Genomic DNA, 26,098 nt, shown 5'->3' with positions numbered 1-26,098 from the left:
TGTTCTGCCGGGAATGAGTCGATTGGCTGCCACGCTCGCATTGTTGATTCCGTTCTTCGGCTTGATTGCAATCGGCTTTGTGGCGGCGCGCCTGAGTAGGCTGAACGCCGATGCTCTGGGCTGGATGAACATTTTCATCGTCTATGCGGCGCTTCCTGCCTTGTTCTTCAAGCTGGTCTCGCGAACGCCGATGGCGGATCTGACGCGGGTCGACTTCATTTTCACGCAGTTGACGACGGTCTACACTGTCTTTCTCCTGATGCTGTTGATCGCCACCGTTTGGCGGCGGGCGACATTGGCAGAAGGCGTGATCCAGGCCTTCGGTGCCGCCTATGGAAACATCGGCTATATGGGGCCCGGCCTGGCTTTGCTCGTCCTGGGGGATGCTGCCGCCGTTCCAGTAGCGCTCATTGTCTGCTTCGAAAACGCGGTCCATTTTGTGGTGGCACCGGCCTTGATGGCAATTGCGAAGGGGGACGCGCGTCCACCGCTCGCGGTCGCGCTTGATGTGGCGAAACGCGTCTCAATGCATCCATTCATTGTGTCAACCGCCTGCGGCTTTGTTTTCGCCGCCTTTCAAATACCCATTGCGGCACCTCTTCAGCAGCTCATTGATTATCTCGCGCAAGCTGCCGCACCATGCGCACTGTTTGCCATGGGAGTGACGTTGGCGTTGCGCCCGCTGAAGCGCATTCCGGTGGAGATCGGCTATATCACCGCAGTAAAGCTGCTTGTTTTGCCGACAGTCATGTATCTGTCGCTATCCTGGATCGGCGGGTTCGACCGAAACTGGATCTATGCTGCCGTGCTGCTCGCCGCGCTGCCGACAGCCACGAACGTCTTTGTCATCAGTCAGCACTACAATGTCTGGCAGGAAAGGGCGTCGGCAACAGTCCTGATCACGACGCTATTGTCGGTCCTGACTTTGCCGGTCGTGCTCTACCTTATTTCATCCGGCTTTTTGACGGTTGAATGGACGCCTTAAACTCTCAGCCAGATCCTTGAAGCTCCGCCCGGGCTCAATTCCTTCGCGCATCAGAATATTGCGCAGGGGACCGGAAGCCGTCAAAAGATGCAGACCAGCGGCACGGGCCACCTGCATTGGCAGGAAATCCGACAGCAGGGAGCGGTTCAGGAGATCGACGCCGAACGTGCGTGTCATGACATCGGCGCGGCGCTGGCGGTTGAAACGATCCCCGGCATCAGCGGTAATCGCAGCCTTCGTCGGAGAACTCAGAAGCTTCACCAGTTCCATGACATCGCGCAGTGAAAGGTTGAGGCCCTGCGCGCCAATCGGGGGAAATGCATGTGCGGCTTCGCCAATGAGTGCGACACGGCCTTTACCAAAACGTTCCGCCATGAGGCTGGAAAGCGGCCAGGCTTCTGGCGCTCCTTCAACGGAAACCTGTCCAAGCATGGATTGCATGCGCGTCTCGACAGCCAGAGAGAGTTCTGCCAGCGGCAACGCAAGAAGTCTCTCCGCCTCTTGCGGCTTGACGACCCAGACGAGGCTGGAACGCTTGCCTGGCAGAGGAACCTGTGTGAATGGCCCGGTCTCGGTATGAAACTCCGTGGAAACATTGTTGTGAGGCTGTTCGTGGGAGAAGTTGAGCACGACTGCCGTCTGGGGATAGGCCCACCGTCGGGTCGAAATCCCGGCGAGTTCGCGTACGCGCGATCCCCGACCGTCTGCTGCCACGACGAACTCGGCGGAGAGATTGCTCCCATTATTCAGTGAAAGCGCGACCGAGTCGTTTCCAATACTCAGGGTGTCGAGGCTCGCGTCGATGCGTTGCAGATTGGGCTCAGAAGCGATAGCAGATCTCAGTACCGTCATAAGGTCCTGATTAGGGATATTGTAGCCAAAGGCGTAGAGACCTACATCAGCCGCCCGGAACTGGGCCGGCGGCGCACGCAGTAGCCGCTTGGTGCCGTCCAGGATCTGCATCGTGCTGAGAGCCGCAGCGCTGTCCTGAAGTGTCTCCCAAATGCCTAGACCGTCGATGAAGCGAATGGACTGATCCATCAGCGCAGTCGTTCGATGATCCTGTCGTTCAAAGACAGGCGCGATCAGCGCCACTTTGCGTCCGGCGCGGGCAAGCGCCAATGCCGCTATAGAACCAGCCAGACCTTCACCTACAACTGCGATCTCGAAGTCCTGCATGTCACGTCTTCTTTTCGTTTTGACCTGCGTGCTATTTAAGCAAACTCCGCAAACTTATCCATGGGCTGCCCGGGATAAGGTTGCAAAGCGCGCCGATTGGCCGCATATCGTCAAATCGCGAAATATGTTGGTCGGAGTGGGGCGTGATCAGGCGAATTTTCAACTACCGCAAAGTGCCCTATGCCGAGATCCGTGCCTTCTCCGTGCATGTGTTGACGGCCTCCGGCTCATTTCTGGCGTTCCTCGGCGTTGTCGCTGCCGCAGAGCATCGGTTTGTTGATATGTGGTGGTGGCTGGGCCTTGCCCTTCTGATTGACGGGATCGACGGCCCCATTGCCCGGAAGGTCCGCGTGAAAGAAGTCCTGCCAAACTGGTCCGGTGACACGCTCGACAACATCATCGATTACGTGACCTATGTGCTTCTGCCTGCATTTGCGCTGTATCAAAGTGGTATGATCGGCGAAACCTGGTCCTTCGTCGCCGCAGGAATGATTGTCGTATCGAGCGCCATTTATTACGCCGACATGGGCATGAAGACGGATGAGTATTTCTTCTCCGGATTCCCGGTGGTCTGGAACATGGTCATCCTCACGCTCTTCGTCATTAAGCCGTCGGAGACTGCGGCTCTTCTGGTCGTCATGGCGGCCGTGATCCTGACCTTCCTTCCAATCAACTTCCTGCATCCCGTGCGCGTGAAGAGACTGAGGCCGCTAAACCTCGGGATTTTTCTGCTCTGGTGCGCGCTGAGCGGCTATTCGCTGCTTCTGCAATTCGAGTCGCCCCCATGGCTTGTCTGGAGCGTGGTGCTGACCGGGATCTATCTCTTCTGCATTGGCGGCATCCTGCAGCTTTTCCCCAGCCTCGGGAAAAGCAGTTAAGTGTTCGCTTAAGCACGTCTTTTCTGTTGTGCGCAGCAACAAAACTTGTATCAATTGAGGGCCGTCCAGCATCGCTGGAAAACTTGCGGCACGTCGCTGTGATAATCGCCTCGGAAGAAGGCGGCATGGCTGAACGTGTGAGGGGATACGAGTGACTGAAACAATCGACAAGGAAGCGGTGCCGCTTCTTCAGGTTCGAGGCTTGACGAAATATTTCGGCAGCTTCGCCGCAAACAACGGCATTGATCTGACGATAGCGCCCGGCGAAATTCATGCGCTTCTTGGTGAGAACGGCGCGGGCAAATCCACGCTCGTCAAAATGCTCTTCGGCGTTTTGCAGCCAAGCGCAGGCGAGATCGTCTGGACCGGCAAGCCACAAACAGTCACATCACCCGGCCATGCGCGTTCGCTTGGTATCGGCATGGTGTTCCAGCATTTTTCGCTGTTTGAAGCACTGACGGTTGCCGAGAATATTGCGCTATCGCTCGATCCAAAGATTCCCCTTGCCAAAATTGCGGAAGAAGCTGCGGCGCTTTCCCGCGCCTACGGCCTGCCGCTGGATCCGAGCTCGCATGTCGCCGATCTTTCCGTTGGCGAGCGCCAGCGTATCGAGATCGTTCGCGCGCTTCTGCAAAATCCCAAGCTTATCATTCTGGATGAGCCAACCTCGGTCCTGACGCCGCAGGAGGCGGACAAGCTTTTCGAGACACTCTTCAAGTTGAAGGCTGAAGGACGGTCCGTACTCTACATCAGCCACCGCCTTGAGGAGGTTCAGCGCATCTGCGATCGCGCAACCGTTCTGCGCCATGGCAAGGTTACGGGTGCCTGCGATCCGCGTCAGGAAACGCCGGCATCGCTCGCCCGCATGATGGTGGGGTCGGAGGTTGCCGCTGTTCATCGCGCCGATGCAAATGCTCTCGGAGCCACGCTGGTCGATGTTCGCCGCCTGAATGTGCCTGCACGAACGCCGTTTGCCGTGACGCTGAAGGATGTTTCCCTTCGTGTTCGCGCAGGTGAGGTTCTGGCGATTGCCGGCGTTGCTGGTAACGGCCAAGGCGAGTTGTTTGATGCGCTTTCGGGCGAATATCCGGTTGCCGACGCGGAGACGATCCGCATGCGTGACAAGCCGGTGGGGCGCCTTGGCATCAATGGCCGCCGTATGCTTGGGGCAGGCTTCGTTCCTGAAGAACGCCATGGCCATGCAGCCGTTTCGGATATGTCCCTGTCCGACAATCTTCTACTGTCGCGAAGCCAGTCCGACCGGACGGCATTTCTTGCTGGCGGCTTTGCCTCGGTCATCCGGCATGAGACAATTCGTTCCGCTGCAAAGCGCATCTGCGATATGATGGATGTGCGCAAAAGCGGCGACGACCCGGCGGCAGCTTCCTTGTCTGGTGGCAATCTCCAGAAATTCATCATCGGTCGTGAGCTGGATCGCCAGCCGTCGATCCTCATCGTCAATCAACCCACCTGGGGCGTCGATGCCGGTGCGGCAAGCCGTATCCGCCAAGCCTTAATCGATCTCGCGCGGTCTGGTTCTGCCGTCGTGGTCATCAGTCAGGATCTGGACGAAATCTTTGAAGTTGCGAACAATATTGCGGTTATCTCCGAAGGTCGGCTTTCGCAGCCTTTCCCTGCGGGCGAGCTGACTCTGGAAAAGATCGGCCTCCTCATGGGCGGTATCCATGATTCGACACATGGCGGGGAGACTGCCCATGCGCATTGAGCTTGAAAAGCGCGCCAGCGCTTCCGCCCTGTTCCAGATCGTCTCTCCACTGCTGGCGCTGGCTCTTACGCTTCTGTTCGGCGCACTGATGTTCTGGATGCTGGGCAAGAATCCGGGTCATGCACTGTATGCGTTTTTCATCGAGCCGCTGCTGGAAGTCTGGTCCTTGCATGAACTGGCCATCAAGGCAGCACCTCTCATCCTGATCGCCGTCGGATTGTCGGTCTGCTACCGGTCCAATAACTGGAATATCGGCGCGGAAGGCCAGTTCACCATCGGTGCAATTGTCGGTTCCATCCTGCCGGTTCTTGTGCCGCAGTGGCATTCGCCGCTAGTTTTGCCTTTGATGCTGATCATGGGAGCGATCGGCGGCGCATTGTTCGCTGCAATTCCCGCTCTTCTCAAGACGCGTTTCAACACGAATGAAATCCTGGTCAGCCTCATGCTGGTCTACATCGCCCAGCTGTTTCTGGACTGGCTGGTGCGCGGTCCGTGGCGTGATCCGAAAGGCTTCAACTTTCCGCAGACAATCAGCTTCGCCAAGGAAGCCGTATTGCCGGAACTGCTCGAAAGTGGTCGCGCTCATTGGGCCATCGTCTTCGCGCTTATCGCTGCAGTCGGCGTCTGGTTCATGATGCGTTACATGCTGAAGGGCTTTGAAGTAACCGTGCTGGGACGCTCCGAACGGGCAGGGCGCTTTGCGGGCTTTTCGTCCCGTCGAATGGTGTGGTTCTCGATGATGCTCTCCGGTGCCTTCGCCGGACTTGCCGGAATCTCGGAAGTCTCCGGATCGATCAATCACCTCCAGCCAAGCATTTCTCCGGGCTATGGCTTTACGGCCATCATCGTTGCATTCCTGGGGCGCTTGAACCCGCTTGGCATCATCGTGTCCGGCTTCATTCTTGCGCTTACCTATCTCGGCGGTGAGGCGGCACAGCTATCCATCGGCGTGTCCGACAAGGTAACACGCGTCTTCCAGGGGCTGCTGCTGTTCTTTGTCCTGTCCTGCGATACGCTGATTCTGTATCGCATCCGCATCATTTTTAGCTCGGATCGGGCTGCCGCTGAGGGGAGGTCGTGATCCATGATTGAGGCTATCCTTCTCACCATCATCACCGCTGCAACACCACTGGTCATTGCCGCGATCGGCGAACTCGTGACGGAACGCGCCGGCGTACTCAATCTCGGCGTCGAGGGCATGATGATCATGGGCGCGGTCTGCGCCTTTGCCGGATCCTATCTCACAGGTTCCCCGCTGCTCGGCGTGTTGTGCGGGATTCTTGGCGGTGCTCTGTTTTCGCTGCTCTTCGGCTTCCTCACGCTCACGCTCGTGACCAATCAGGTCGCTACAGGTCTCGCCCTGACGATTCTCGGTCTTGGGCTCTCTGGCCAGATCGGCGAATCCTTCGTGGGGATACCGGGCGTGAAATTGCAGCCAATCGTGTTCCCGGTTCTGTCGGATATTCCCTTCGTCGGGCCGCTGCTGTTCAAGCAGGACATTACCTTCTACCTCAGCATCGCTCTCATTATCGGTGTGAACTGGTTTCTGTTCAAAAGCCGCACCGGCCTCAAGATGCGTGCGATTGGCGATAACCATGGTTCCGCTCATGCGCTTGGCATCAACGTCATTCGCACACGCTACCTCGCGGTCATGTTCGGTGGCGCCTGCGCGGGTCTCGCCGGTGCGCAGCTTTCTCTCGTCTATACGCCGCAATGGGTGGAGAATATGTCCGCCGGTCGCGGTTGGATTGCTCTGGCGCTCGTGGTCTTCGCCTCATGGCGGCCGTGGCGCGTCTTTGCAGGCGGCTATATTTTCGGCGCTGTCGGCATCCTTCAGTTGCATGCACAGGCGTTCGGCATTGGCGTGCCGTCGCAGTTTTTGTCCATGCTGCCTTACGCAGTCACTATTGTCGTGCTGATCATCATCTCGCATAATCGCCGCACGACGCTCATCAATACGCCAGCATCGCTTGGGAAACCTTTCGTTCCCGATCGGTGAAACGGTAACCGTACAACGAAGCTTCATGCCAAACAGGGGTTGAATATGAAGAAGCTCATTATCGCACTTGCCGCAACGGCAGCCGCACTCGGCGGTCTGTCCAGTGGCGCCCAGGCTCAGGAAAAGACCAAGGTCTGCTTCGTCTATGTCGGCACCAAGACAGATGGCGGCTGGACCCAGGCGCATGACATCGGCCGTCAGCAATTGCAGAAGTCCTTTGGCGACAAGATCGAAACGCCATACCTGGAAAGCGTTCCGGAAGGTCCGGATGCCGAGCGCGCGATCGAACGTATGGCCCGTTCCGGCTGTGCGATGATCTTCACGACGTCTTTCGGCTTCATGGACGCGACCGTGAAGGTTGCCGAGAAGTTTCCGAAGGTAAAGTTCGAGCATGCGACCGGCTTCAAGGCTGCACCGAACCTCGCAACCTATAACTCGCGCTTCTACGAAGGCCGTTATATTCAGGGCCAGATCGCTGCCAAGATGTCCAAGAAGGGCGTCGCAGGCTACATCGCTTCCTTCCCGATCCCGGAAGTGGTGATGGGCATCAACGCTTTCGAGCTTGGCGCGAAGTCGGTCAACCCGAACTTCAAGCTGAAGGTCGTCTGGGCCAACACCTGGTTCGATCCAGGCAAGGAAGCCGATGCCGCAAAGGCTCTGATCGATCAGGGCGTTGATATTCTGACGCAGCACACGGATACGACTGCTCCCATGCAGGTTGCTGCCGAACGCGGCATCATGGCATTCGGTCAGGCGTCTGACATGATCGCTGCCGGTCCGAAGACACAGCTAACTGCAATCGTCGACACCTGGGGCGCCTACTACATCAAGCGCACCAAGGCTCTTCTGGATGGAACCTGGAAGTCGGAGCAGATCTGGGATGGCCTGAAAGACGGCATCTTGACCATGGCGCCCTACACCAACATGCCGGACGATGTGAAGGCAATGGCGGAAGAGACGGAAGCCAAGATCAAGTCTGGCGAACTGCATCCCTTCACCGGCCCGATCAACAAGCAGGACGGCTCTGCCTGGCTGAAGGCTGGCGAAAAGGCTGATGACGGCACGCTGCTGGGCATGAACTTCTACATCGAAGGCGTTGACGACAAGCTTCCGAAGTAAGCTTTGTCAGAACGTTGATTTGATGAGCCGCTTGCCTTCATGGCAGGCGGCTTTTTCGTTTCGACATATTTCGAAACAGAACTTGAAGCAGCCCAACACTGACGTTCTTGGCCTGTTAATCGAAACGCTGCTAAAAGCGGCTCGAATTTACATGGAGAGTCGTATGGCCCGCACCTGTCTCGCTGTCATTCTCGCCGCTGGCGATAGCACGCGCATGAAGTCATCAATGTCCAAGGTGCTGCATCCGATCGCCGGATTACCGATGATCTCGCATGTCATGCGAGCGGTAAGGGATGCGGAGATCAAGGATGCCGTGCTGGTGCTGGGCCGCGATGCGGATGCGGTGGCAAAAGCTGGGGCAGTCGAGGGAATGGCGGTCTCCACCGTCCTGCAGACAGAGCGCAAGGGCACAGGTCATGCCGTCCTGATGGCGCGGGATGCCATCGCCAAGGGTTTCGACGAAGTACTTGTGACCTATGGTGATGTTCCGCTGGTTCGATCGGAAACTTTCCAGAACGCACGGTCACTTCTGAGCTCAGGCGCCGATCTTGTCGTGATCGGCTTTGAGGCTGCCGATCCCACAGGATATGGTCGGCTTCTTGTCGAAGATGGTCAGCTTGTCGCGATTCGCGAACATAAAGACGCGACGGAGGAGGAGCGTAAAGTCACCCGTTGCAACAGCGGCCTGATGGTCATTAACGGGGCCAGGGCGCTTGGCTGGCTGGAGAAGATCGACAACAAGAATGCCAAAGGCGAGTATTATCTGACGGATCTTGTTGAGATCGCCCGAGCCGACGGAGCGAAGGTCGTGGCAGTGGATGCGCCGGAAGCAGAACTGGCCGGCTGCAACACGAGGGCGGAACTGGCGTTGCTGGAAGCCAGCTGGCAGAACCGCCGCCGTCACGAAATTATGCTGTCGGGCGTCTCGATGATTGCGCCGGAAACCGTCTTCCTCGCCTTCGATACGGTGCTCCAACAGGACGTTCTGGTAGAGCCGAATGTCGTTTTCGGTCCCGGCGTTACCGTGGAAAGCGGCGCTGTCATCCACGCCTTCTCGCATCTGGAGGGAGCTCACGTAGCGTCAGGTGCGACGGTCGGTCCTTTTGCACGCCTGCGACCCGGTGCAGATCTTGGACCGGATTCGAAGGTTGGCAATTTCTGCGAAGTGAAGAAGGCGACAATCGGCGAGGGTGCGAAGGTTAACCACCTGACCTACATCGGTGACGCATCTATCGGCGCTGGTTCGAACATCGGCGCGGGAACGATTACCTGCAATTACGATGGCATAAACAAGCACGAGACACGCATTGGCGAGAACGCGTTTATTGGCTCGAATTCGGCACTCGTCGCGCCGGTCTCGATCGGCAATGGCGCCTATGTGGCATCTGGCAGCGTCATCACTGAAAACGTGCCGGATGATGCGCTTGCCTTCGGACGCGCAAGGCAGGAAGTGAAGCCTGACCGCGCAAAGCAGGTGCGCGAGCGCGCGCTTGCGTTCAAGGCCGCGAAGAAGGCAGGTCAGTAACACTTTGTCGGTTACTGTAAGAAATTGAATTTGACCGGCGCTCTCATTGCGCCTTGCGTGCAGTGCGATAGAGATTGCGCGCTCGCAGTTATCGGAAGAGGTTTTCATGTGCGGAATTGTTGGCATCGTTGGCAAGGAGCCCGTTGCAGAGCGTTTGGTTGATGCGCTGCGGCGGCTGGAATATCGCGGCTATGATTCCGCAGGTGTTGCCACGATCCACGATGGCGCGATGGATCGCCGCCGCGCAGAAGGCAAGCTTTTCAATCTTGAGAAGAAACTTGCCGGGGAACCGCTGCCCGGCACCATCGGTATTGCCCACACGCGCTGGGCGACGCATGGCGTTCCAAACGAAACCAATGCCCATCCGCATTTCGTTGAAGGCGTGGCGGTCGTCCACAACGGCATCATCGAGAACTTTTCAGAACTGCGCGATGAACTGACGGCAGAAGGTGCCGTTTTCACCAGCCAGACGGATACCGAGGTTGTCGCGCATCTTCTGGCAAAGTTCACACGTGAGGGGATGGGGCATCGCGATGCGATGCTGGCCATGTTGAACCGCGTTACCGGCGCTTATGCGCTGGTTGTGATGTTTCAGGATGATCCGGGTACGATCCTCTCGGCGCGCTTTGGCCCTCCGCTTGCGGTTGGCCATGGTCGCGGCGAAATGTTCCTGGGCTCGGATGCCATCGCGCTCGCACCATTCACAAACCAGATCACCTATCTGGTCGATGGCGATTGTGCGGTTCTGACCGCCAATGGCGTGACGATCACCGATTTTGCGGGCAAGCCGGTCGAGCGCCCGATCCAGATCTCGCAAGCGGCTGCCCTGATGGTGGACAAGGGTAACCACCGCCACTTCATGGAAAAGGAAATCTACGAGCAGCCGGAGATCATTTCTCACGCGCTCAGCCACTATGTCGATTTCGCCTCCGGCTCCATCAAACAGAAGGCCGAGGCGATCGACTTTGCAAAGCTCCGCAGCCTTGCCATCTCTGCCTGCGGCACCGCCTATCTGTCCGGTCTCGTCGGCAAGTACTGGTTCGAACGCTATGCGCGCTTGCCGGTGGAAATCGATGTGGCATCGGAATTCCGCTATCGCGATATTCCGCTGTCGAAAGATCAGGCCGCGCTCTTCATCTCCCAATCGGGGGAAACCGCCGACACGCTTGCCTCTCTGCGCTACTGCAAGGAAGAAGGCCTGCCGATTGGCGCCGTCGTCAATGTGAAGGAATCGACGATTGCGCGTGAAGCAGACGCAATTTTCCCGATTCTCGCCGGGCCGGAAATCGGCGTGGCTTCGACGAAAGCCTTCACCTGCCAGCTCGCCGTACTGGCCGCGCTTTCAATTCAGGCGGGCCGCGCAAGAGGCATCTTGACCGAGGCGCAGGAAAAGGAGCTTGTTCGCCATCTCATCGAGATGCCGCGCATCATGAGCAAGGTGCTGAACCTCATCCAGCCACAAATCGAGCAGCTTTCGCGGGATCTCTCGCGCTTCAAGGATGTGCTCTATCTGGGCCGCGGCACCAGCTATCCGCTGGCGATGGAAGGCGCTCTGAAGCTCAAGGAAATCTCCTATATCCATGCGGAAGGTTATGCCGCTGGAGAGTTGAAGCACGGCCCGATCGCCCTGATCGACGAGCACATGCCGGTGATCGTTATCGCTCCACATGACCGCTTCTTCGAAAAGACGGTTTCAAACATGCAGGAGGTCGCAGCACGCGGCGGCAAGATCATCTTCATCACCGATGAAAAGGGCGCTGCTGCATCAAAACTCGCCACCATGGCAACGATCGTGCTGCCGAACGTGGATGAAGTCATCGCCCCGATGATATTCGCCCTGCCTATCCAGTTGCTCGCCTATCACACGGCCGTCTTCATGGGCACCGATGTCGACCAGCCCCGCAATCTGGCAAAATCGGTCACCGTCGAGTGACCGGGAGCAAGGTTTCAGCCTTGCCAAATATTAATCGATACGCACTTGCGAGGCGGGGAGAGGTCCGGCATTGTCCGGGTTCACCCGCCTTCAACGGCAGTGCAGCATGATTCTTGGAAGTAGTGGATGGAAAGCCCGGAACGCATAACGCTCGCCGGTCGGCTTCGGAATAACTTCCTGACCGGTCTGATCATTTGTGCGCCATTGGCCATCACGATCTGGCTGACCTTTGCTTTCATCGATTGGGCAGACAGCTGGGTAACACCCTACATTCCACAGCGTTACAATCCTCAGTACTATTTCGACATCACCATTCCGGGCCTTGGCCTGCTCATCGCGATGATTCTGATCACCGTGATCGGGTTTCTGGTCAAAAACCTCATTGGTCGGTCGATCGTCAATTTTGGCGAGTCGATCCTGAACCGCACGCCCTTGGTGCGTACGCTCTATAAGAGCCTGAAGCAGATTTTCGAAACTGTGCTCAAGGATCAGTCGACCTCGTTCAAGAAGGTCGGTCTTGTTGAGTTCCCTTCACCTGGAACCTGGGCGCTGGTCTTCATCGCGACGGAAGCGCAAGGCGAACTGGCACATCGCTTTAACGAAATGGGACAGGAAATGATTGCTGTGTTCCTGCCACCGACGCCTGTACCAACCGCGGGTTTCCTGATGTTCGTGCCGAAGGAAAAGTTGATCATTCTGGACATGTCGCCTGAAGATGCGGCCAAGCTGCTGATTTCCGGGGGGCTTATCGCGCCGGAGTGGACGCCAAGGCCAGTCGTGAACTGAGCGTAAGCTTCATCGGACTGTCATCAATCGCTCATAGATACAATCGGCGATCACACCATGTTCAACTTTGCGCCAGATCGACAGGCGCAGCGCAGGGCAGACATGGGTTCTCCACCTCAAAGGATTGTTCTCATGAAGTCTCCATCCACGTTTGCACGCCGTTGCGCCAGCCTTGCACTGGCAGCCTCTGTATTTGCGATGCCATTCGCAGTCCATGCTGAAGGCTCGGTATCAGCAGCCGGTATCACCATTTCCACCAAGGGTCTCGTCGCCGTTGGTCGTATCCCCGCGAACCAGAAAGACAAGTTCAACGAAACCTTCGGGTCGGGTTCGGGTATGGCGATTGATCCGACCGCATGGAAGAAGGACGGAGATGCTTATACCGGAGCGCTCTGGCTGCTTCCGGATCGTGGCTACAACGTCGAAGGGACCACGGATTACAATGACCGCCTGAACCGGATCGAATTCCGCCTGACCCCCGCAGCCGGCGCCGTACCTGCCGAGAAGCAGCAGAAGGGTCTGGAGGCAAAACTCGCTGATACAATCCTTCTGACGGACGATCAGGGGAAGAACATGACGGGGCTTGATCCTGAATCCGGAACGCGCCCGGCATCCGGCAAGCTACCGCTTCTCCCGCAGGCGCGCATGGGCAAGATTGCACTCGATCCTGAAGCGATTGTTCGTCTGAAGGATGGCTCATTCCTGATCAGTGATGAATATGGTCCCTACATCTACCACTTCACCGCAGATGGTAAGATGGTCTCGGCTATGCAGCCGCCGAAAGCACTGTTGCCGATGCGCAAGGGCGAGGTGAACTTCTCTTCCAATAACGTCGATGCAGACGGCAAGAAGCCTGATCCCAAGGATCCGGACACCGGGCGCCAGAACAACCAGGGCCTCGAAGGCATGTCGATGACTCCGGACGGTAAGTTCGTGATTGCTGTTCTTCAGTCTGCGGCACGTCAGGATGGTGGCGATTCCGGCCAGACCCGCATGAATACGCGTGCGTTGGTGTATGATGCCGCTGACATCGACAATCTAAAACTGCTGCACGAATACGTCGTGCCGCTACCCACCTTTGATAACAAGGGTAAAGTGGCCGTTGCCGCGCAGAGTGAAATCGTCGCCCTGTCCGACAAGGCCTTCCTCATGCTGGCCCGTGACAGCAATAACGGTCAGGGACTGAAGGGCGATACGTCGGTGTACCGCAAGATCGTTGCCGTCGATCTGTCTAACGCAACGGACATTGCCAACACCAGTTTTGATGCTGACAAGCCGGTGGCTCCCAAGGGCGTTGTCGATGCTTCGGTCAAGCCTGCCACGCTCACGCCTTTCATCGATCTGAACGACAGTGCTGAGCTCGATCGCTTCGGGCTGCACAATGGCGCCCCGAACGATAAGAACAATCTTTCGGAAAAATGGGAAGCGATGAGCATCGCAAGCGCGCTCGATGCCAATGCGCCGGATGATTACTTCCTGTTCGTTGCCAACGACAACGACTTCCTGACACAGGACGGTTATCAGGTCGGTGCCGCCTACAAGGCTGCAGATGGCGCGGACGTCGATACCATGTTCCAGGTCTTCCGCGTCACACTTCCGGGCGTGAAGCATTAATATCAACTGAGACAGGAGGGGATTGCCCGTCCTGTCTCTTGCTCTCGCAACAGTTACGGATCTCAGGAGCTGACGGAAACAACCACGGTTCCCATCGGGAAACTGATTGCTCCGAAAGTGCCAACTGCCTTATCGACGCCGGATGGGACGGAGAGAGTGTTTCCGGGTGGATTGGACGCATCGATAGTGAGGGTTTCTTGTCCTGCGACTTTGTCGCCCTTCCAGAACTGAATGTTCAGCGTTGCTACCCCTCCACTTACATTCTCTACAAGTAACCGATAGGCGCTGATAACCGAAGTTGGGGTGACAGGCACCTCGAATGAAGAGGCGCCTGCCTGAAAGTCGGAAACGGAAAAATTAACCTGAAAGCCATTTGACATAATTCAATCCTCAAGTTTGACGACTTAAGGTACTTCTTGAGGTTGAATTTATTATGAACAACACGCCATGATAATTGCCGCTATCCAGCCCGCAGATATCGGATCGCCTCATCGCGCCGATGCAGGTAGAGCAGAACGCGAAGCGCTTGCCCGCGCTCACTCGTCAGTTCCGGATCTCGTTCCAGGATGTAGGTCGCATCCTTGCGGGCGATTTCCAGCAGGTCGCCATGGGCCTCAAGGCTTGCGATACGAAAGCCGGGTGTGCCGGATTGCCGCGTTCCCAGCAATTCGCCTTCGCCACGAAGTTTTAGATCCTCCTCCGCGATCAAGAACCCATCTTCGCTGTCTCGCAAAATGGAAAGGCGCGCCCGACCAGTTTCGCTAAGCGGTCCCTTGTAGAGCAAAATACAGGTTGAAGCCTCGTCGCCACGACCAACGCGCCCGCGCAACTGATGCAGTTGCGCAAGGCCGAACCGTTCCGCATGCTCGATGACCATGATCGTTGCATCGGGAACGTCGACGCCAACTTCGACAACGGTCGTTGCGACAAGCATTCGCAGTTCCCCGGCCTTGAAGGCCGCCATAACCGCATCCTTTTCCGGACCGGTCATCCGCCCATGAACAAGACCCACCTTGGGACCCAGTGCCTTTGCAAGAACCGCGTGTCGCTCTTCTGCCGACATCAGTTCGGAAAGATCCGATTCCTCAACGAGAGGGCAGATCCAATACGCTTTCTTGCCGTCGGCGATGGCGGCGCGCAAACGTGCTACGATCTCGTCTGTCCGCTCCGTCGGCACCGTCACGGTCTGGATCGGCTTGCGACCCGCTGGCTTCTCCGTCAGTTTGGAGACATCCATGTCGCCGAAGGCTGCGAGTACCAGTGTGCGCGGGATTGGTGTTGCTGTCATGACGAGAAGATGCGGGTTGGCGCCTTTGGCCGTTAGCCGCAAACGCTGGTGAACACCAAAGCGGTGCTGCTCGTCCACCACTGCCAGCATGAGGTCGTGATAGATAATGGCGTCCTGAAACAGCGCATGGGTGCCGATGATGATCTGCGCCTCCCCGGAGGCAATCCGGCTCAGAACCTCGTCGCGCTCCTTGCCCTTTACCCGTCCAGTCAGAACCTCCACCTTCAGCCCGACCGCCGCACCGAAGCGGGAAATCGTCGCATGGTGTTGCCGGGCAAGAATTTCGGTCGGCGCCATCAGCACAGCCTGTCCGCCTGCCTCGACGACGTCAGCCATGGCCATAAGCGCCACAAGCGTCTTGCCCGCGCCGACATCGCCCTGCACCAGCCGCAACATGCGCTCCGGCTTTTCCATGTCCTGCAGAATTTCGGAGATTGCCGTCTGCTGGCTGTTCGTCAGCGAAAAGGGCAGGGTCTTGCGGATGGCTTCCCGCAAACTACCCTGTACCTTGATCGGTCGGCCCGCCGCCTTGCGCATGCGCTGACGAACAAGCGCCAGAGAAACCTGGCCCGCCAGAAATTCATCATAGGCCAGACGGCGGCGCGCAGGCGTCTGAGGGTCGAGATCGGCTGCATCCCGAGGATCGTGCAGGCGGCGGAAGGCATCCGCGGTCGAGGGCAAGCCCTGTTTCTGCTGAAGCGGAATATCCATCCATTCCGGCAGGTTGGGCAGACGTGCAAGCGACCCCTCTACGGCCCTGCGAATGACTTTTGGAACCAGACCGGCCGTCATGGGATAGACCGGCTCTACCAGGGGCATATCGGCCGCTTCGGATGCCTTCACCATCAGGTCCGGATGCACCATGGAGGCACGGCCATTGAACCAGTCCACCTTGCCGCTGACGAGGATCTCTTCGTCGATGGGGAGGGCTTTTTCGAGCCAGTTGCCTTTCACCTTAAAGAAGGTCAGCGCCAATTCGCCGGTCTCATCGCGCAGGAACACGCGATACGGCATGTTGCTCTTGCCCGGTGGAGGCGGCTGATGCCGGTCGACATGGCCCTGCACAGTCACGATCACGCCTTCCGGTGCCAACGCAATGCCCGGGCGGTTTCTGCGATCAATCAACGACGAGGGGGCGTGGAAGAGGATATCCACCACGCGGCAGTCATCCGCATCCTCGCGGTTGGTGACGCGGGCAAGCAGTTCTGCCAGTTTTGGGCCGATGCCGGGCAGGCTTGAGACGGACGCAAAGAGCGGATCGAGAAGGGCTGGACGCATGGCCGGGAAAATGCGCTGGAAAATGCATGTTTGGCAAGGCTGACAAGCAGAAGTTTTCGGCCTATATGACGCGTACAAACAGGGTACACGCTCATGACAGGACTGTCGCGCAGCAGCGCTGATCTCGATCCCCGCCGTCGTCGCATTCTTTATCGGTGCTGGCACCGTGGGATTCGCGAAATGGATCTCGTGTTCGGACAATTTGCCGAAAATGAAATCGCCTCTCTTTCGGATCAGGAACTCGATGAATTCGAGACGATCATGGCCGAAGAGGATCAGGATCTGAACCGTTGGATCACCGGTGCCGATCCCGTACCTGCGCATCTGCAAACGCCGATGTTCGAGCGACTTTGCAAATACCGGCCTGACTTCGATATCGTGACGATTGCCTCCCTCGCTGAGAAGCACGGTCCGCGTTCATGATTTCTGGCTTCGATGCGAAAAAACTGGCCGCTTCGGCGGCAGGGTTCACTGTTGCCAACGTGCAGGCGGGCATGGAGCCTGTCCTGCTGGCGGAAATGGCCCGGGCAGGGCAGCCGGTTGCCTATGTCATGTCGGACGGCCACCGGATGGCGGACCTCGAGCAGATGCTCGGCTTTGTTGCGCCAGACATCCCGGTGCTGACGCTACCCGCCTGGGACTGCCTGCCTTATGACCGTGTTTCGCCGAGCGCTGATACCTCGGCAAGACGTCTCGCCGCTCTCTCTGGCCTGATTGCCCACGCGCGCAAACCGCATCCGGCAATCGTGCTGGTGACCGTCAATGCGATGATGCAGAAAATTGCGCCAGCCGACGTGATTGAAAGCCTCGCCTTCTCGGCCAAGCCCGGCAATACGATCCGCATGGATGACATCGCGGCCCGGTTGGAGCGAAACGGCTTCGACCGTGTGCCGACCGTGCGCGAAGTCGGCGAGTTTGCCGTTCGCGGCGGCATCCTCGATGTCTTCGTTCCCGGAAGCGAGGAGCCGGTTCGACTGGACTTCTTCGGCGACACATTGGAAACCATTCGCACCTTCGACCCGGCCAGCCAGCGAACGACGGGTCAGGCCCGCGCGCTCGATCTGAACCCGATGAGCGAGGTGACGCTGACGCCGGAAACCATCAGCCGTTTCCGCAAGTCATATCTCTCCACATTCGGCGCGGCAACGCGTGACGATGCGCTTTATCAGGCGGTGTCTGAAGGCCGCCGCTATGCGGGCATGGAGCATTGGCTTCCCCTGTTTTATGAGAAGCTGGAAACAGCATTCGATTATCTTTCCGGTTTCCGTATCGTCACCGACCATACGGCGCGTGAAGCTGCGCTGGAGCGTTCAAAGCTCATTCTGGATTATTATGAGGCGCGCCAGTCGTCCGGCACCGGCGGCAAGGGCGGCGCCGCACAGTCGGCTCCTTACAAGCCTCTGTCGCCCGGCCAGCTTTATCTGGAGGGCAAAGGCTTCGGCGCGCTGCTGGATGCCGTCCACGCCATTCGCCTGACGCCGTTCAATGAGCACGAGGGCGAGAGCCGCAAGATCGTGACGGTCGATGCCCATGCCGGTCCGCGGTGGGCGAAGGCGCAGGCAGAAGCCGAGCAGCAGTCGCGTGACGAACGGACAAACGTGTTCGATCTCGTCGTGAAGCACATTGCCGACAAACGCGCCGAGGGCTCGAAAGTACTGATCACCGGTTGGTCCGCCGGTTCGCTGGATCGGCTTCTCCAGGTGCTGGACGAGCATGGCCTGAAGCGCATCAAGCAGATCGAGAAACTTGCCGATCTCCGCAGGCTGGACAAGGGCGAGGCGGCTTCCGCCGTCCTCAGTCTCGAAGCAGGCTTTGAAACCGGCGATCTCGTCATCATCGGCGAGCAGGATATTTTGGGCGACCGTATGGTTCGCCGTTCCAAGCGCCGCAAGCGTGGCGCGGACTTCATCTCGGAAGTCGCAGGCCTCGATGAAGGCTCTCTGGTCGTTCATGCCGAACACGGCATCGGGCGCTTTGTCGGCCTCATCACGATTGAGGCCGCGGGCGCGCCCCGTGCCTGCCTTGAGCTTCACTATGCCGATCAGGCCAAGCTCTTCCTCCCGGTCGAAAATATCGACCTCCTGTCGCGTTATGGATCTGACGCTGCGGAAGCCCAGCTCGATAAACTGGGCGGTGGTGCCTGGCAGGCTCGCAAGGCCAAGCTCAAGAAGCGCCTGCTGGACATGGCCGATGCGCTGATCAAGCTCGCAGCCACGCGCATCACGCGCCGAGCACCGGTCTTGGAAACGCCTGAAGGGCTGTACGACGAATTCGCCGCACGCTTCCCCTATGATGAGACGGAAGATCAGGCGAATGCCATCGATTCCGTGCGGGAGGATCTGGCCGCCGGTCGCCCGATGGATCGCCTCGTCTGTGGTGACGTCGGCTTCGGCAAGACGGAAGTGGCGCTCCGTGCTGCATTCTTCGCCGCCATGAATGGCGCGCAGGTGGCCGTCGTCGTGCCGACCACCTTGCTCGCCCGGCAGCATTTCAAGACGTTCCGCGAGCGCTTCCGCGGCCTGCCAATCCGGGTGGAACAGGCATCGCGCCTCGTGACCACAAAGGAGATGAACCAGACGAAGAAGGATCTGTCCGAGGGCAAGGTCGATATCGTCGTCGGCACCCATGCGCTGCTCGGCACCGGCATCAAGTTCGCCAATCTCGGTCTGCTCATCATCGACGAGGAGCAGCATTTCGGCGTCAAGCACAAGGAAAAGCTGAAGGAGCTGAAGAGCGACGTTCACGTTCTGACGCTGTCCGCGACGCCAATCCCGCGCACACTGCAACTGGCCATGACCGGCGTTCGCGAGCTCTCGCTGATCACCACACCGCCGGTGGATCGCATGGCGGTTCGCACCTTCATCTCGCCGTTTGATCCTTTGGTCATCCGCGAAACTCTGATGCGCGAGCATTATCGCGGTGGACAAAGTTTCTATGTCTGCCCGCGTCTGGCGGACTTGCCGGATATTCAGGCCTTCCTGCAATCGGATGTGCCTGAATTGAAGGTGGCGATTGCTCATGGGCAGATGCCAGCGGGCGAGTTGGAAGACATCATGAACGCGTTCTACGACGGCAAATATGATGTTCTTCTGTCGACAACCATCGTCGAATCCGGCCTGGACGTTCCGACGGCCAATACGCTGATCGTTCACCGCGCCGATATGTTTGGTCTCGCGCAGCTCTACCAGTTGCGTGGACGCGTTGGCCGTTCAAAGGTCCGCGCTTTTGCGCTGTTCACATTGCCGGTCAACAAGCAGTTGACGACCACCGCAGAGCGCCGCCTCAAGGTTCTGCAGTCGCTCGATACGCTGGGCGCGGGCTTCCAACTGGCCAGCCACGACCTCGATATTCGCGGTGCAGGAAATCTTCTGGGCGAAGAGCAGTCTGGTCACATCAAGGAAGTCGGCTTCGAGCTTTACCAGCAGATGCTGGAAGAAGCGGTGGCCGAGGTGAAGGGCGAAGACGAGATTCTGGACACAGGTTGGTCGCCACAGATCTCTGTCGGCATCACGGTCATGATCCCGGAAAACTATGTGCCGGATCTACACCTGCGCATGGGTCTTTATCGTCGTCTTGGTGAGTTGACCGAGTTGAAGGAAATCGATGGCTTCGGCGCCGAGATGGTGGACCGTTTCGGGCCCATGCCAGTCGAGGTGCAGAACCTGCTGAAGGTCGTCTTCATCAAGTCGCTCTGCCGTACGGCCAATGTCGAAAAGCTGGAAGCTGGTCCGAAGGGCGTCGTCCTGCAGTTCCGCGACAAGCAATTCCCCAATCCGGCTGGACTGGTGGGCTATATCGCGAAACAGGGCAGCATGGCGAAGATCCGGCCGGATCACAGCGTGTTCCTCAACCGCGATCTACCGACACCGGAAAAGCGCCTCAGCACGGCAGCGCAGATCATGGTTCAACTCGCGGATCTGGCAAAGCAGGCATGAATGCGTAAAGCGGTCAGGCCGGGTTGTCCGGCTTGACCGCCAGAGCCGCCTCGCTTTGTCCTGCGACCGGCGGCGGCAGGCTGGTACCTCGCTTGCGTTCACGAATGAGCGTCAAAAGCCCGGAACCGACGATGAGGGCGATACCCACCGCCATCCAGCGGTCAACCGAATCGCCAAACACAAAGTAGCCGAGCAGGATTGCCCATAGCATCTGGCTGTACTGGATCGGGGTCACGATCGCCGCCGGCGCGTAGTAGGATGCAATCATCAGAAGCACGGTACCAACAGCCGCCAGCAGTCCGAAGGCTGTCAGCAGAACAAAGTCCCAAGCCGTTGGCATCATCAGGGTAGGCAGCATCAGCACCGCGCAGATGATGAGACTGCCGAGAATTCCGGCGCCGTACATCGAGATGTTTTTCTCGCTTGGACCCAGCTTGCGGTAGATGATGACGGAGACGGCACCGGTGAAGCCTGAAGCGAGTGCCGTCAGGTGACCGAAAGACAGTTCTCGAAATCCGGGTCGCAAGACGACGAGTACGCCGATAAAGCCGATAATCACGGCTGCCCAGCGCTTTGCTCCCACCCGCTCCTTCAAGAAAATGACCGACATGATCGTCGCGAACGACGGCAGGAGGAAGATCAGACAGAATGCTTCCGCCATGGAGAGTTCGGTGAAGGCGATGATACTGCCGACAGTACCGATCGTGGCGCAGACAAAGCGTAGCAGCCAGAGCGGGCGGTTGGTGGTGCGCACCATGTCGCTCCATCGGTCGCCCTTTTTCAGCAGGAACGGGACCGCCGCAAAGCCAACCACCGTTCCAATGAAGCCTGCCTGAAAGGCCGGAACGCGTCCTTCGACGAGTTTCACGGCAGCATCGCTGAAGGAGTAGGCTGCAAAGCAAAGAAAGGCGATGAAAATGCCTTTGAGGGTCGTATCTTGACTGGACAAGGGAGCGATTCCGGCAGGTGTTGTCCTGCCGGATTAGGCTTCTCTTACAAAGGCGTCAATTCAAGTTCGCGCGGGCTTCTGCTTTTGCTTTCGCAATGTCCACGAATGCGTTGGCCAGCACATCCGGCGTTTGAGCCCCACTCACCGCGTATTGCTGCTCGATGATGAAGAAGGGAACCCCGTTGACGCCCATCTTCTGCGCGGCCTCGATCTCGCCAAGAACAGTGTCGATGTCGGCATTCGAATTCAGCAATGCTGCAACAACATCATGCTGGAGGCCGGACTGAACAGCGATGTTCAGCAGAACATGTGTATCGCCGATATTGCGGCCTTCCTCGAAGTTCGCCTTGAACAGAGCCGTCACGACACGGTCCTGCACATCGCGACCCTCCATTGAGGCCCAATGGATCAAGCGATGCGCATTCAATGTGTTGGGTCCGACTTTGATCGCTTCGAAATTGAAGTTGATTCCAACGTCACGGCCGAGTTCTGTCAGCATATCGTGAGCGCGCTTGACGGCTTCCGCACCGCCCAGCTTTTTCTCAAGCGCGGCCTTCTGGTCAACGCCCTCGGCGGGGTAGTCAGGATTCAGGCGGTAGGGACGCCAGTTGATGTCGATCTGCACCTGATCTTGCACTTCAGCAATCGCGAGTTCGAGACGCGCCTTGCCAAGATAGCACCATGGGCAAACCACATCGGATACAAGGTCAATGGTCAGCTGTTCCATAAGGGCCATCCGTCAGTTGGTTCGTTCGTTACTTACTTCTGCGCCCGCACATCCCACCAGGTAGGAAGCTGGTAGCCATAAAGCGGAAGTTTGTCGCTATGCTCTATGTACTTCCAGCGCGCAACCCATTGTTCCGGAATGTGATAGAGCGGCACAAGATAATTGCCGGCAAGCAGCAAGCGGTCGTAAGCCCGTACCGCAGTTTCAAAATCTTCGCGGGAGCGAGCGTTCAGCATGGCCTGGATGATGCGGTCGACATCTGGATCGGCCAAACCGGCAAAGTTGAAACTGCCTTGGCGGTCCTTGGAATCACTTCCCCACCGGCCAATCTGCTCGATGCCGGGCGAAAGCGAGGAGGGGTAGGATTTCATGATGATGTCGTAATCAAAGTTGCCGGAACGACTCTGATACTGCGCATCATCGACCGTGCGGATCGACAGATCGACCCCGATCATCTTCAGCGTTCTCTGGAAGGAAATGGCGACTTTTTCCTGGTCCTGATTCTGGGTCATGATCTCGAAGGCCATTGGCACGCCGGACTCATTCACCATCTTGCCACCCTTGATGGTGTAGCCGCCCTTCTTCAGGGTTTCTACCACATCACGCAGCACCTTCCGGTCGCCACCGGAGCCATCCGTTGCAGGAAACTCGGTCTTGCCATCAAGGATGTTCTTCGGGATCTTCTTCACTGCGTCGCCGAGCAGCGCCAGTTCTTTCTGATCCGCTGGTTCTCCCAGGGAGGACAGGCTGGAATTCTGCCAATAGCTCTGCGTACGCGTATAAGCGCCGTCAAACAGGTTGCGATTGGCCCATTCGAAATCAAATGCCGTCGCCAGAGCCTTTCGAACATGCTCGTTCTGGAAGGCAGGGCGCCGAAGATTGAAGACGAAGCCGAGCATGCCGGAGGGAACATTCGGCTTGAACACGTCCTTGATGACATCGCCGCTGCTCACTGCCGGAAAGTCGTAGGCACGTGACCAGTGAGTCGGATTGCCTTCCAGGTAGACGTCGATTGCACCCTTCTTGAATGCCTCGAACAGGGTGTTTTCCTGAAGGAAATATTCGACCGACAACTCATCGTAATTGTCGAACCCGACCTTGGAAGGGACGTCCTTGCCCCAGTAATTCGGATCTCTTTCATAAACGATCTTCTGGCCGGGATTGACTGTCTTCACCTTGTAGGGACCGGAACCCGTCAGAATCGTCAACGAGGATTGATCAAACGTTGCAGGGTTTATGATGTGCTTTGGCAGGATGGGAGTGCCAGAGGCGAGGATAAGCGGAAACTCCCTGTCCGCCAGCTTGTTGAACGTGAAGCGCACGCTTCGCTCGCCAATTTTTTCCATTTTCTCGACGGGATTGAGGCGGGCATTGAAAGGCGTGCGGCCCTTGTCCCGCAGGACCTCCATGCTGAAAATGACGTCTTCCGGCGTGACCGGCTGCCCATCGGACCATTTCGCCTTCGGATTCAGATTGAACTGGATATAGGTCCGCGCCTCATCCCATTCGACACTTTCCGCCAGCAACCCATAGAGCGTGAAAGGCTCATCGGACGAACGAACCATCAGGCTCTCGTAAACAAGGTTGCCGAAGATGTTGTCCCACATCCCCCGCGCGGTTGTACGGATGCTCTTCAGATTGAACGGATTGAGACTATCGTACGTGCCGACGACGCCATAAGCGATCTTGCCGCCCTTTTTGACAGATGGATTGACGTATGGGAAATTCTTGAAGTCGGCTGGTAGCGCAGGATTTCCGTGCATTGCAATGCCATGGACAGGTTCCGCACGGGCGGCCCCTGCCAAGGCAAGCAAAATAAAGGAAAGCGTGGTCAAACGGCGCATGGTCTTACGTCCTGTCAAAGTCGATTCGCTGCGAGCCTAGCCTATAGCTCGCAATGACTTCAATCGGCGGACCTAAAAGATCAATATGCCGTGTAGTTTCGCAAAACTAATGCTGGATATCCGCCGCCACGCGATGTAACAGGGGTGCAAATCGGGTGGGTCATTCAAATGCCTCATTTGAACGACAGTGGAGCGACACCGCACCCGGCATGAAGCGGCACAGCTGCTTCTCACAACCGCTTTCAGGAGACGGATCTCGGTATGATGCTTAAGGCAAACAAGGTTCTGCGGACTGCCATGTCCGCCCTCGCACTTTCATTCGGCGCAGCGCCAGTAGCAGCACTGGCGCAAGATGGTGCCGCACCGGCTGGCGCTCCGCCACTTGGCTGGTTCAAGACCTGCGACAAGCAGGACGACAGCGATGTCTGCGCCGTCCAGAACGTTCTCCTCTCGCAGAACGGCCAGCTGATCACGGCTGTCGGCCTCATCACCGTCGAGGGTAAGGTCAACCGCAAGATCCTTCAGGTCTCCGTTCCGTCCGCTCGCCTCATTCAGCCTGGCGTCGTGATGCAGATCGATGGCGGCAAGGGCCAGAAGCTCGATTACGTACTCTGCATCCCGGACCGTTGCACGGCTGAAGTGGTTCTGACCGACGCCATGATCGCGAGCCTGAAGAAGGGCAGCGAAGTCGTATTTACGTCCATCAATTTCCGTCGCGCTCCGAATCCGATCAAGGTCGCACTGAGCGGCTTTACCGGTGCATTCGATGGTGCGCCGATCTCGCAGTCGCAACTGGCAGAGAGCCAGCGCAATCTGCAGGAAAGCATGCAGAAGAAGGCAGAAGAAGCGCGTAAGAAGCTTGAGGACGCCCAGAACGCTGCCAAGACCGGCCAGTAAGGCCGGTCCATACAAGTTTATCCGAAAAAGGGGATGCCATCCGGCATCCCCTTTTTGATTCTACGCTGTGCGTATCAGTGCGCCATCATGGCCTTGGGCTTGAATTGACCGGTCGGCGCGACCTCGAATACCTGTTCGACCTGCGGATTCTTCAAGGGAACGCCGCTGTCGTCGTGGACAAGATTTTGCTCCGAGACGTAGGCCACATAGGCTGTCTCGTCGTTTTCTGCCAGCAAATGGTAGAATGGCTGATCCTTGTGCGGACGAATTTCAGCCGGGATCGCATTCCACCACTCTTCGGTATTCGCGAATTCGGGATCCACGTCGAACACAACTCCCCGGAACGGAAAGACCTTGTGACGGACGACTTCCCCGATCGTAAACTTTGCGCTGCGTTGTTTCATGGTTCAGACTTCCTTTCCCAGTAGATGTGGGAATTCATAAATCTGACATCAAGACCTGAATCTTTCTTCAACGTGTCCCGGAGGCATGAGGCCGTCGCTGAGGCAGTGTCGCAAGAACGACGCCTCCGGTGACAAGAACGATTCCAATGGCGTGATAGGTGTGGAATTCTTCGCCCAGGAAAAGCACGGCCATGATGATGGATATCGGAGGCATCAGATAAAGCGTGATACCCGCTTTTGCGGCTCCGAAGACGCGCACGGCGTGCTGGAAGCAATAGAACGCAGCCAACGAAGCGAAAGCGATGATGCCAGCAAGCTTGAGCCACGCGATCCTGGTGTGAGGCAACAGCCCGCCCGATAGATAGTCAATGATCGCGAGTGGGAACAGGCAAGCCGCACCCGACAGAGCGAGCAGGAAGAACAAGGATAATGGGCCGACTTCGGTAGCCGCGGGTTTCCGAAGCAGCAGTGAATAGAGTGCAAAGGCAATCGCTGCGACCAGAATTCCAAAATCGCCGACATTGAACGTGAGACGGAGCAGGGCTCCGAGATCGCCGTGAAGTACGATAGCGGCGACTCCGGCGAAGGCTATGATCATGCCAAGTATCTCTCGCACCATCAGCTTTCGGCTCTGAAATAGCCATTGGAACAGGATGATGAAGAGTGATGACGTCGTGTAGATCAAGGTGGCATTCGATGCGGATGTCGCTGTGAGCGCCCAGTAAACAACGCCACCGCAGATGCCCATGCCGAGAATGCCAAGCATCAACCAATAACCGGTATGCCTGCGCACAAACGCAATGCCCGCCGATCGGTCATGCCATACAAAAGGAAGGATCAGCAGAGCCGCGCCGAACCAGCGGATGAACGCGGTAATGAACGGGCCGATTTCACCCAGAATTCCGCGCCCGAAGATGATGTTGCTGGAAAAGAAAACCGGAGCAAGGAGAAAAAGGACCCAATCGGAGGTCGCGGGAGGCCGTGTCGTAGCTGTGGGGGTCATTGAATGCGCCGGGAACTGACTGTCTGGCG

21 protein-coding genes are annotated in these 26,098 nt (G+C 57.7%); 13 read left to right on the top strand and 8 right to left on the bottom strand.

Going from position 1 to position 26,098, the window contains the following annotated elements:
• Positions 1-22 precede the first annotated feature (22 nt).
• Positions 23-985 (top strand): AEC family transporter, encoded by a 963-nt coding sequence (locus G6N80_RS19005; RefSeq protein WP_165136070.1) that lies wholly within the window; start codon positions 23-25, stop codon positions 983-985.
• Here G6N80_RS19005 and G6N80_RS19000 read toward each other — a convergent pair.
• Positions 950-2,164, bottom strand: a complete 1,215-nt coding sequence (locus G6N80_RS19000; RefSeq protein WP_165136068.1) for a UbiH/UbiF family hydroxylase — start codon at positions 2,162-2,164, stop codon at positions 950-952. The two genes, G6N80_RS19005 and G6N80_RS19000, sit on opposite strands and share 36 nt — an antisense overlap.
• A 143-nt stretch (positions 2,165-2,307) precedes the next feature.
• Between G6N80_RS19000 and pcsA the strand changes: the two genes are divergently transcribed.
• The 9 genes from pcsA to G6N80_RS18955 all read left to right on the top strand — a co-directional run bounded on the left by pcsA (position 2,308) and on the right by G6N80_RS18955 (position 13,744).
• Entirely contained in the window at positions 2,308-3,042 is a 735-nt protein-coding gene (gene pcsA, locus G6N80_RS18995) for a phosphatidylcholine synthase (RefSeq protein ID WP_062554543.1), read from the top strand.
• Between the two features lie 163 nt (positions 3,043-3,205).
• Positions 3,206-4,768, top strand: a complete 1,563-nt coding sequence (locus G6N80_RS18990; RefSeq protein WP_165137196.1) for an ABC transporter ATP-binding protein — start codon at positions 3,206-3,208, stop codon at positions 4,766-4,768.
• Entirely contained in the window at positions 4,758-5,849 is a 1,092-nt protein-coding gene (locus G6N80_RS18985) for an ABC transporter permease (RefSeq protein WP_062554542.1), read from the top strand. Before G6N80_RS18990 ends, G6N80_RS18985 begins: the two co-directional genes overlap by 11 nt.
• Positions 5,850-5,852: 3 nt before the next feature.
• On the top strand, positions 5,853-6,767 hold the full coding sequence (locus G6N80_RS18980; RefSeq protein ID WP_165136066.1) for an ABC transporter permease: 915 nt from the start codon (positions 5,853-5,855) through the stop codon (positions 6,765-6,767).
• 45 nt (positions 6,768-6,812) lie between these two features.
• Positions 6,813-7,886 carry a BMP family ABC transporter substrate-binding protein gene (locus G6N80_RS18975; RefSeq protein ID WP_062554540.1) on the top strand — a complete coding sequence of 358 codons (1,074 nt, stop codon included), beginning with the start codon at positions 6,813-6,815 and terminating at the stop codon, positions 7,884-7,886.
• A gap of 163 nt (positions 7,887-8,049) precedes the next feature.
• Positions 8,050-9,411 carry a bifunctional UDP-N-acetylglucosamine diphosphorylase/glucosamine-1-phosphate N-acetyltransferase GlmU gene (glmU, locus tag G6N80_RS18970; RefSeq protein ID WP_165136064.1) on the top strand — a complete coding sequence of 454 codons (1,362 nt, stop codon included), beginning with the start codon at positions 8,050-8,052 and terminating at the stop codon, positions 9,409-9,411.
• 106 nt (positions 9,412-9,517) lie between these two features.
• On the top strand, positions 9,518-11,344 hold the full coding sequence (glmS, locus tag G6N80_RS18965) for a glutamine--fructose-6-phosphate transaminase (isomerizing) (protein ID WP_165136062.1): 1,827 nt from the start codon (positions 9,518-9,520) through the stop codon (positions 11,342-11,344).
• Between the two features lie 126 nt (positions 11,345-11,470).
• Positions 11,471-12,130 (top strand): DUF502 domain-containing protein, encoded by a 660-nt coding sequence (locus tag G6N80_RS18960; protein ID WP_062554537.1) that lies wholly within the window; start codon positions 11,471-11,473, stop codon positions 12,128-12,130.
• Positions 12,131-12,262: 132 nt separating this feature from the next.
• Positions 12,263-13,744, top strand: a complete 1,482-nt coding sequence (locus G6N80_RS18955) for an esterase-like activity of phytase family protein (RefSeq protein ID WP_165136060.1) — start codon at positions 12,263-12,265, stop codon at positions 13,742-13,744.
• A gap of 62 nt (positions 13,745-13,806) precedes the next feature.
• Here the strand turns inward: G6N80_RS18955 and G6N80_RS18950 are convergent, their stop codons facing one another.
• Entirely contained in the window at positions 13,807-14,124 is a 318-nt protein-coding gene (locus G6N80_RS18950) for a hypothetical protein (RefSeq protein WP_165136058.1), read from the bottom strand.
• Between the two features lie 80 nt (positions 14,125-14,204).
• Positions 14,205-16,310: an ATP-dependent DNA helicase RecG gene (recG, locus tag G6N80_RS18945; RefSeq protein WP_062554534.1), complete on the bottom strand. Its 2,106-nt coding sequence runs from the start codon at positions 16,308-16,310 to the stop codon at positions 14,205-14,207.
• Between the two features lie 93 nt (positions 16,311-16,403).
• On the opposite strand from recG, the gene G6N80_RS18940 reads away from it, so the two are divergent.
• A complete protein-coding gene (locus G6N80_RS18940) occupies positions 16,404-16,733 on the top strand; it encodes a succinate dehydrogenase assembly factor 2 (RefSeq protein WP_062554533.1) in 330 nt (109 codons plus the stop codon).
• Positions 16,730-20,245: a transcription-repair coupling factor gene (mfd, locus tag G6N80_RS18935; RefSeq protein WP_165136056.1), complete on the top strand. Its 3,516-nt coding sequence runs from the start codon at positions 16,730-16,732 to the stop codon at positions 20,243-20,245. The genes G6N80_RS18940 and mfd overlap by 4 nt, the downstream gene beginning before the upstream one ends.
• 13 nt (positions 20,246-20,258) lie before the next feature.
• Here mfd and G6N80_RS18930 read toward each other — a convergent pair whose 3' ends face one another.
• From G6N80_RS18930 to G6N80_RS18920, 3 genes are read right to left on the bottom strand one after another with little or no spacing between them, the layout of a single operon-like run.
• Positions 20,259-21,194, bottom strand: coding sequence for a DMT family transporter (locus tag G6N80_RS18930; RefSeq protein ID WP_062554531.1), 936 nt, complete (start codon positions 21,192-21,194; stop codon positions 20,259-20,261).
• 55 nt (positions 21,195-21,249) lie between these two features.
• Positions 21,250-21,921 carry a DsbA family oxidoreductase gene (locus G6N80_RS18925; RefSeq protein WP_165136054.1) on the bottom strand — a complete coding sequence of 224 codons (672 nt, stop codon included), beginning with the start codon at positions 21,919-21,921 and terminating at the stop codon, positions 21,250-21,252.
• A gap of 32 nt (positions 21,922-21,953) precedes the next feature.
• Positions 21,954-23,765 (bottom strand): extracellular solute-binding protein, encoded by a 1,812-nt coding sequence (locus G6N80_RS18920; RefSeq protein WP_165136052.1) that lies wholly within the window; start codon positions 23,763-23,765, stop codon positions 21,954-21,956.
• A gap of 261 nt (positions 23,766-24,026) precedes the next feature.
• On the opposite strand from G6N80_RS18920, the gene G6N80_RS18915 reads away from it, so the two are divergent.
• On the top strand, positions 24,027-24,662 hold the full coding sequence (locus G6N80_RS18915) for an invasion associated locus B family protein (RefSeq protein WP_062554529.1): 636 nt from the start codon (positions 24,027-24,029) through the stop codon (positions 24,660-24,662).
• A gap of 74 nt (positions 24,663-24,736) precedes the next feature.
• Here the strand turns inward: G6N80_RS18915 and hspQ are convergent, their stop codons facing one another.
• Both hspQ and G6N80_RS18905 read right to left on the bottom strand, forming a co-directional pair.
• On the bottom strand, positions 24,737-25,066 hold the full coding sequence (gene hspQ, locus G6N80_RS18910) for a heat shock protein HspQ (RefSeq protein WP_062554528.1): 330 nt from the start codon (positions 25,064-25,066) through the stop codon (positions 24,737-24,739).
• 67 nt (positions 25,067-25,133) lie between these two features.
• On the bottom strand, positions 25,134-26,069 hold the full coding sequence (locus tag G6N80_RS18905) for a DMT family transporter (RefSeq protein WP_165136050.1): 936 nt from the start codon (positions 26,067-26,069) through the stop codon (positions 25,134-25,136).
• Positions 26,070-26,098 lie beyond the last annotated feature (29 nt).

It is taken from the genome of Rhizobium rhizoryzae, from assembly GCF_011046895.1.
In the GTDB taxonomy this organism is placed as follows: Bacteria; Pseudomonadota; Alphaproteobacteria; order Rhizobiales; family Rhizobiaceae; genus Neorhizobium; species Neorhizobium rhizoryzae.
This window is presented reverse-complemented; position numbering and strand designations above follow the sequence as displayed.

Coding starts and splice junctions, on each gene's coding strand:
- G6N80_RS18950 (WP_165136058.1), bottom strand. CDS start 14,124: ATGTCAAATGGCTTTCAGGTTAATTTTTCCGTTTCCGACTTTCAGGCA.
- G6N80_RS18985 (WP_062554542.1), top strand. CDS start 4,758: ATGCGCATTGAGCTTGAAAAGCGCGCCAGCGCTTCCGCCCTGTTCCAG.
- G6N80_RS18980 (WP_165136066.1), top strand. CDS start 5,853: ATGATTGAGGCTATCCTTCTCACCATCATCACCGCTGCAACACCACTG.
- glmU (WP_165136064.1), top strand. CDS start 8,050: ATGGCCCGCACCTGTCTCGCTGTCATTCTCGCCGCTGGCGATAGCACG.
- glmS (WP_165136062.1), top strand. CDS start 9,518: ATGTGCGGAATTGTTGGCATCGTTGGCAAGGAGCCCGTTGCAGAGCGT.
- G6N80_RS18940 (WP_062554533.1), top strand. CDS start 16,404: ATGACAGGACTGTCGCGCAGCAGCGCTGATCTCGATCCCCGCCGTCGT.
- hspQ (WP_062554528.1), bottom strand. CDS start 25,066: ATGAAACAACGCAGCGCAAAGTTTACGATCGGGGAAGTCGTCCGTCAC.
- G6N80_RS18955 (WP_165136060.1), top strand. CDS start 12,263: ATGAAGTCTCCATCCACGTTTGCACGCCGTTGCGCCAGCCTTGCACTG.
- G6N80_RS18915 (WP_062554529.1), top strand. CDS start 24,027: ATGATGCTTAAGGCAAACAAGGTTCTGCGGACTGCCATGTCCGCCCTC.
- mfd (WP_165136056.1), top strand. CDS start 16,730: ATGATTTCTGGCTTCGATGCGAAAAAACTGGCCGCTTCGGCGGCAGGG.
- G6N80_RS19000 (WP_165136068.1), bottom strand. CDS start 2,164: ATGCAGGACTTCGAGATCGCAGTTGTAGGTGAAGGTCTGGCTGGTTCT.
- G6N80_RS18925 (WP_165136054.1), bottom strand. CDS start 21,921: ATGGAACAGCTGACCATTGACCTTGTATCCGATGTGGTTTGCCCATGG.
- recG (WP_062554534.1), bottom strand. CDS start 16,310: ATGCGTCCAGCCCTTCTCGATCCGCTCTTTGCGTCCGTCTCAAGCCTG.
- G6N80_RS18905 (WP_165136050.1), bottom strand. CDS start 26,069: ATGACCCCCACAGCTACGACACGGCCTCCCGCGACCTCCGATTGGGTC.
- G6N80_RS18960 (WP_062554537.1), top strand. CDS start 11,471: ATGGAAAGCCCGGAACGCATAACGCTCGCCGGTCGGCTTCGGAATAAC.
- G6N80_RS18975 (WP_062554540.1), top strand. CDS start 6,813: ATGAAGAAGCTCATTATCGCACTTGCCGCAACGGCAGCCGCACTCGGC.
- G6N80_RS18920 (WP_165136052.1), bottom strand. CDS start 23,765: ATGCGCCGTTTGACCACGCTTTCCTTTATTTTGCTTGCCTTGGCAGGG.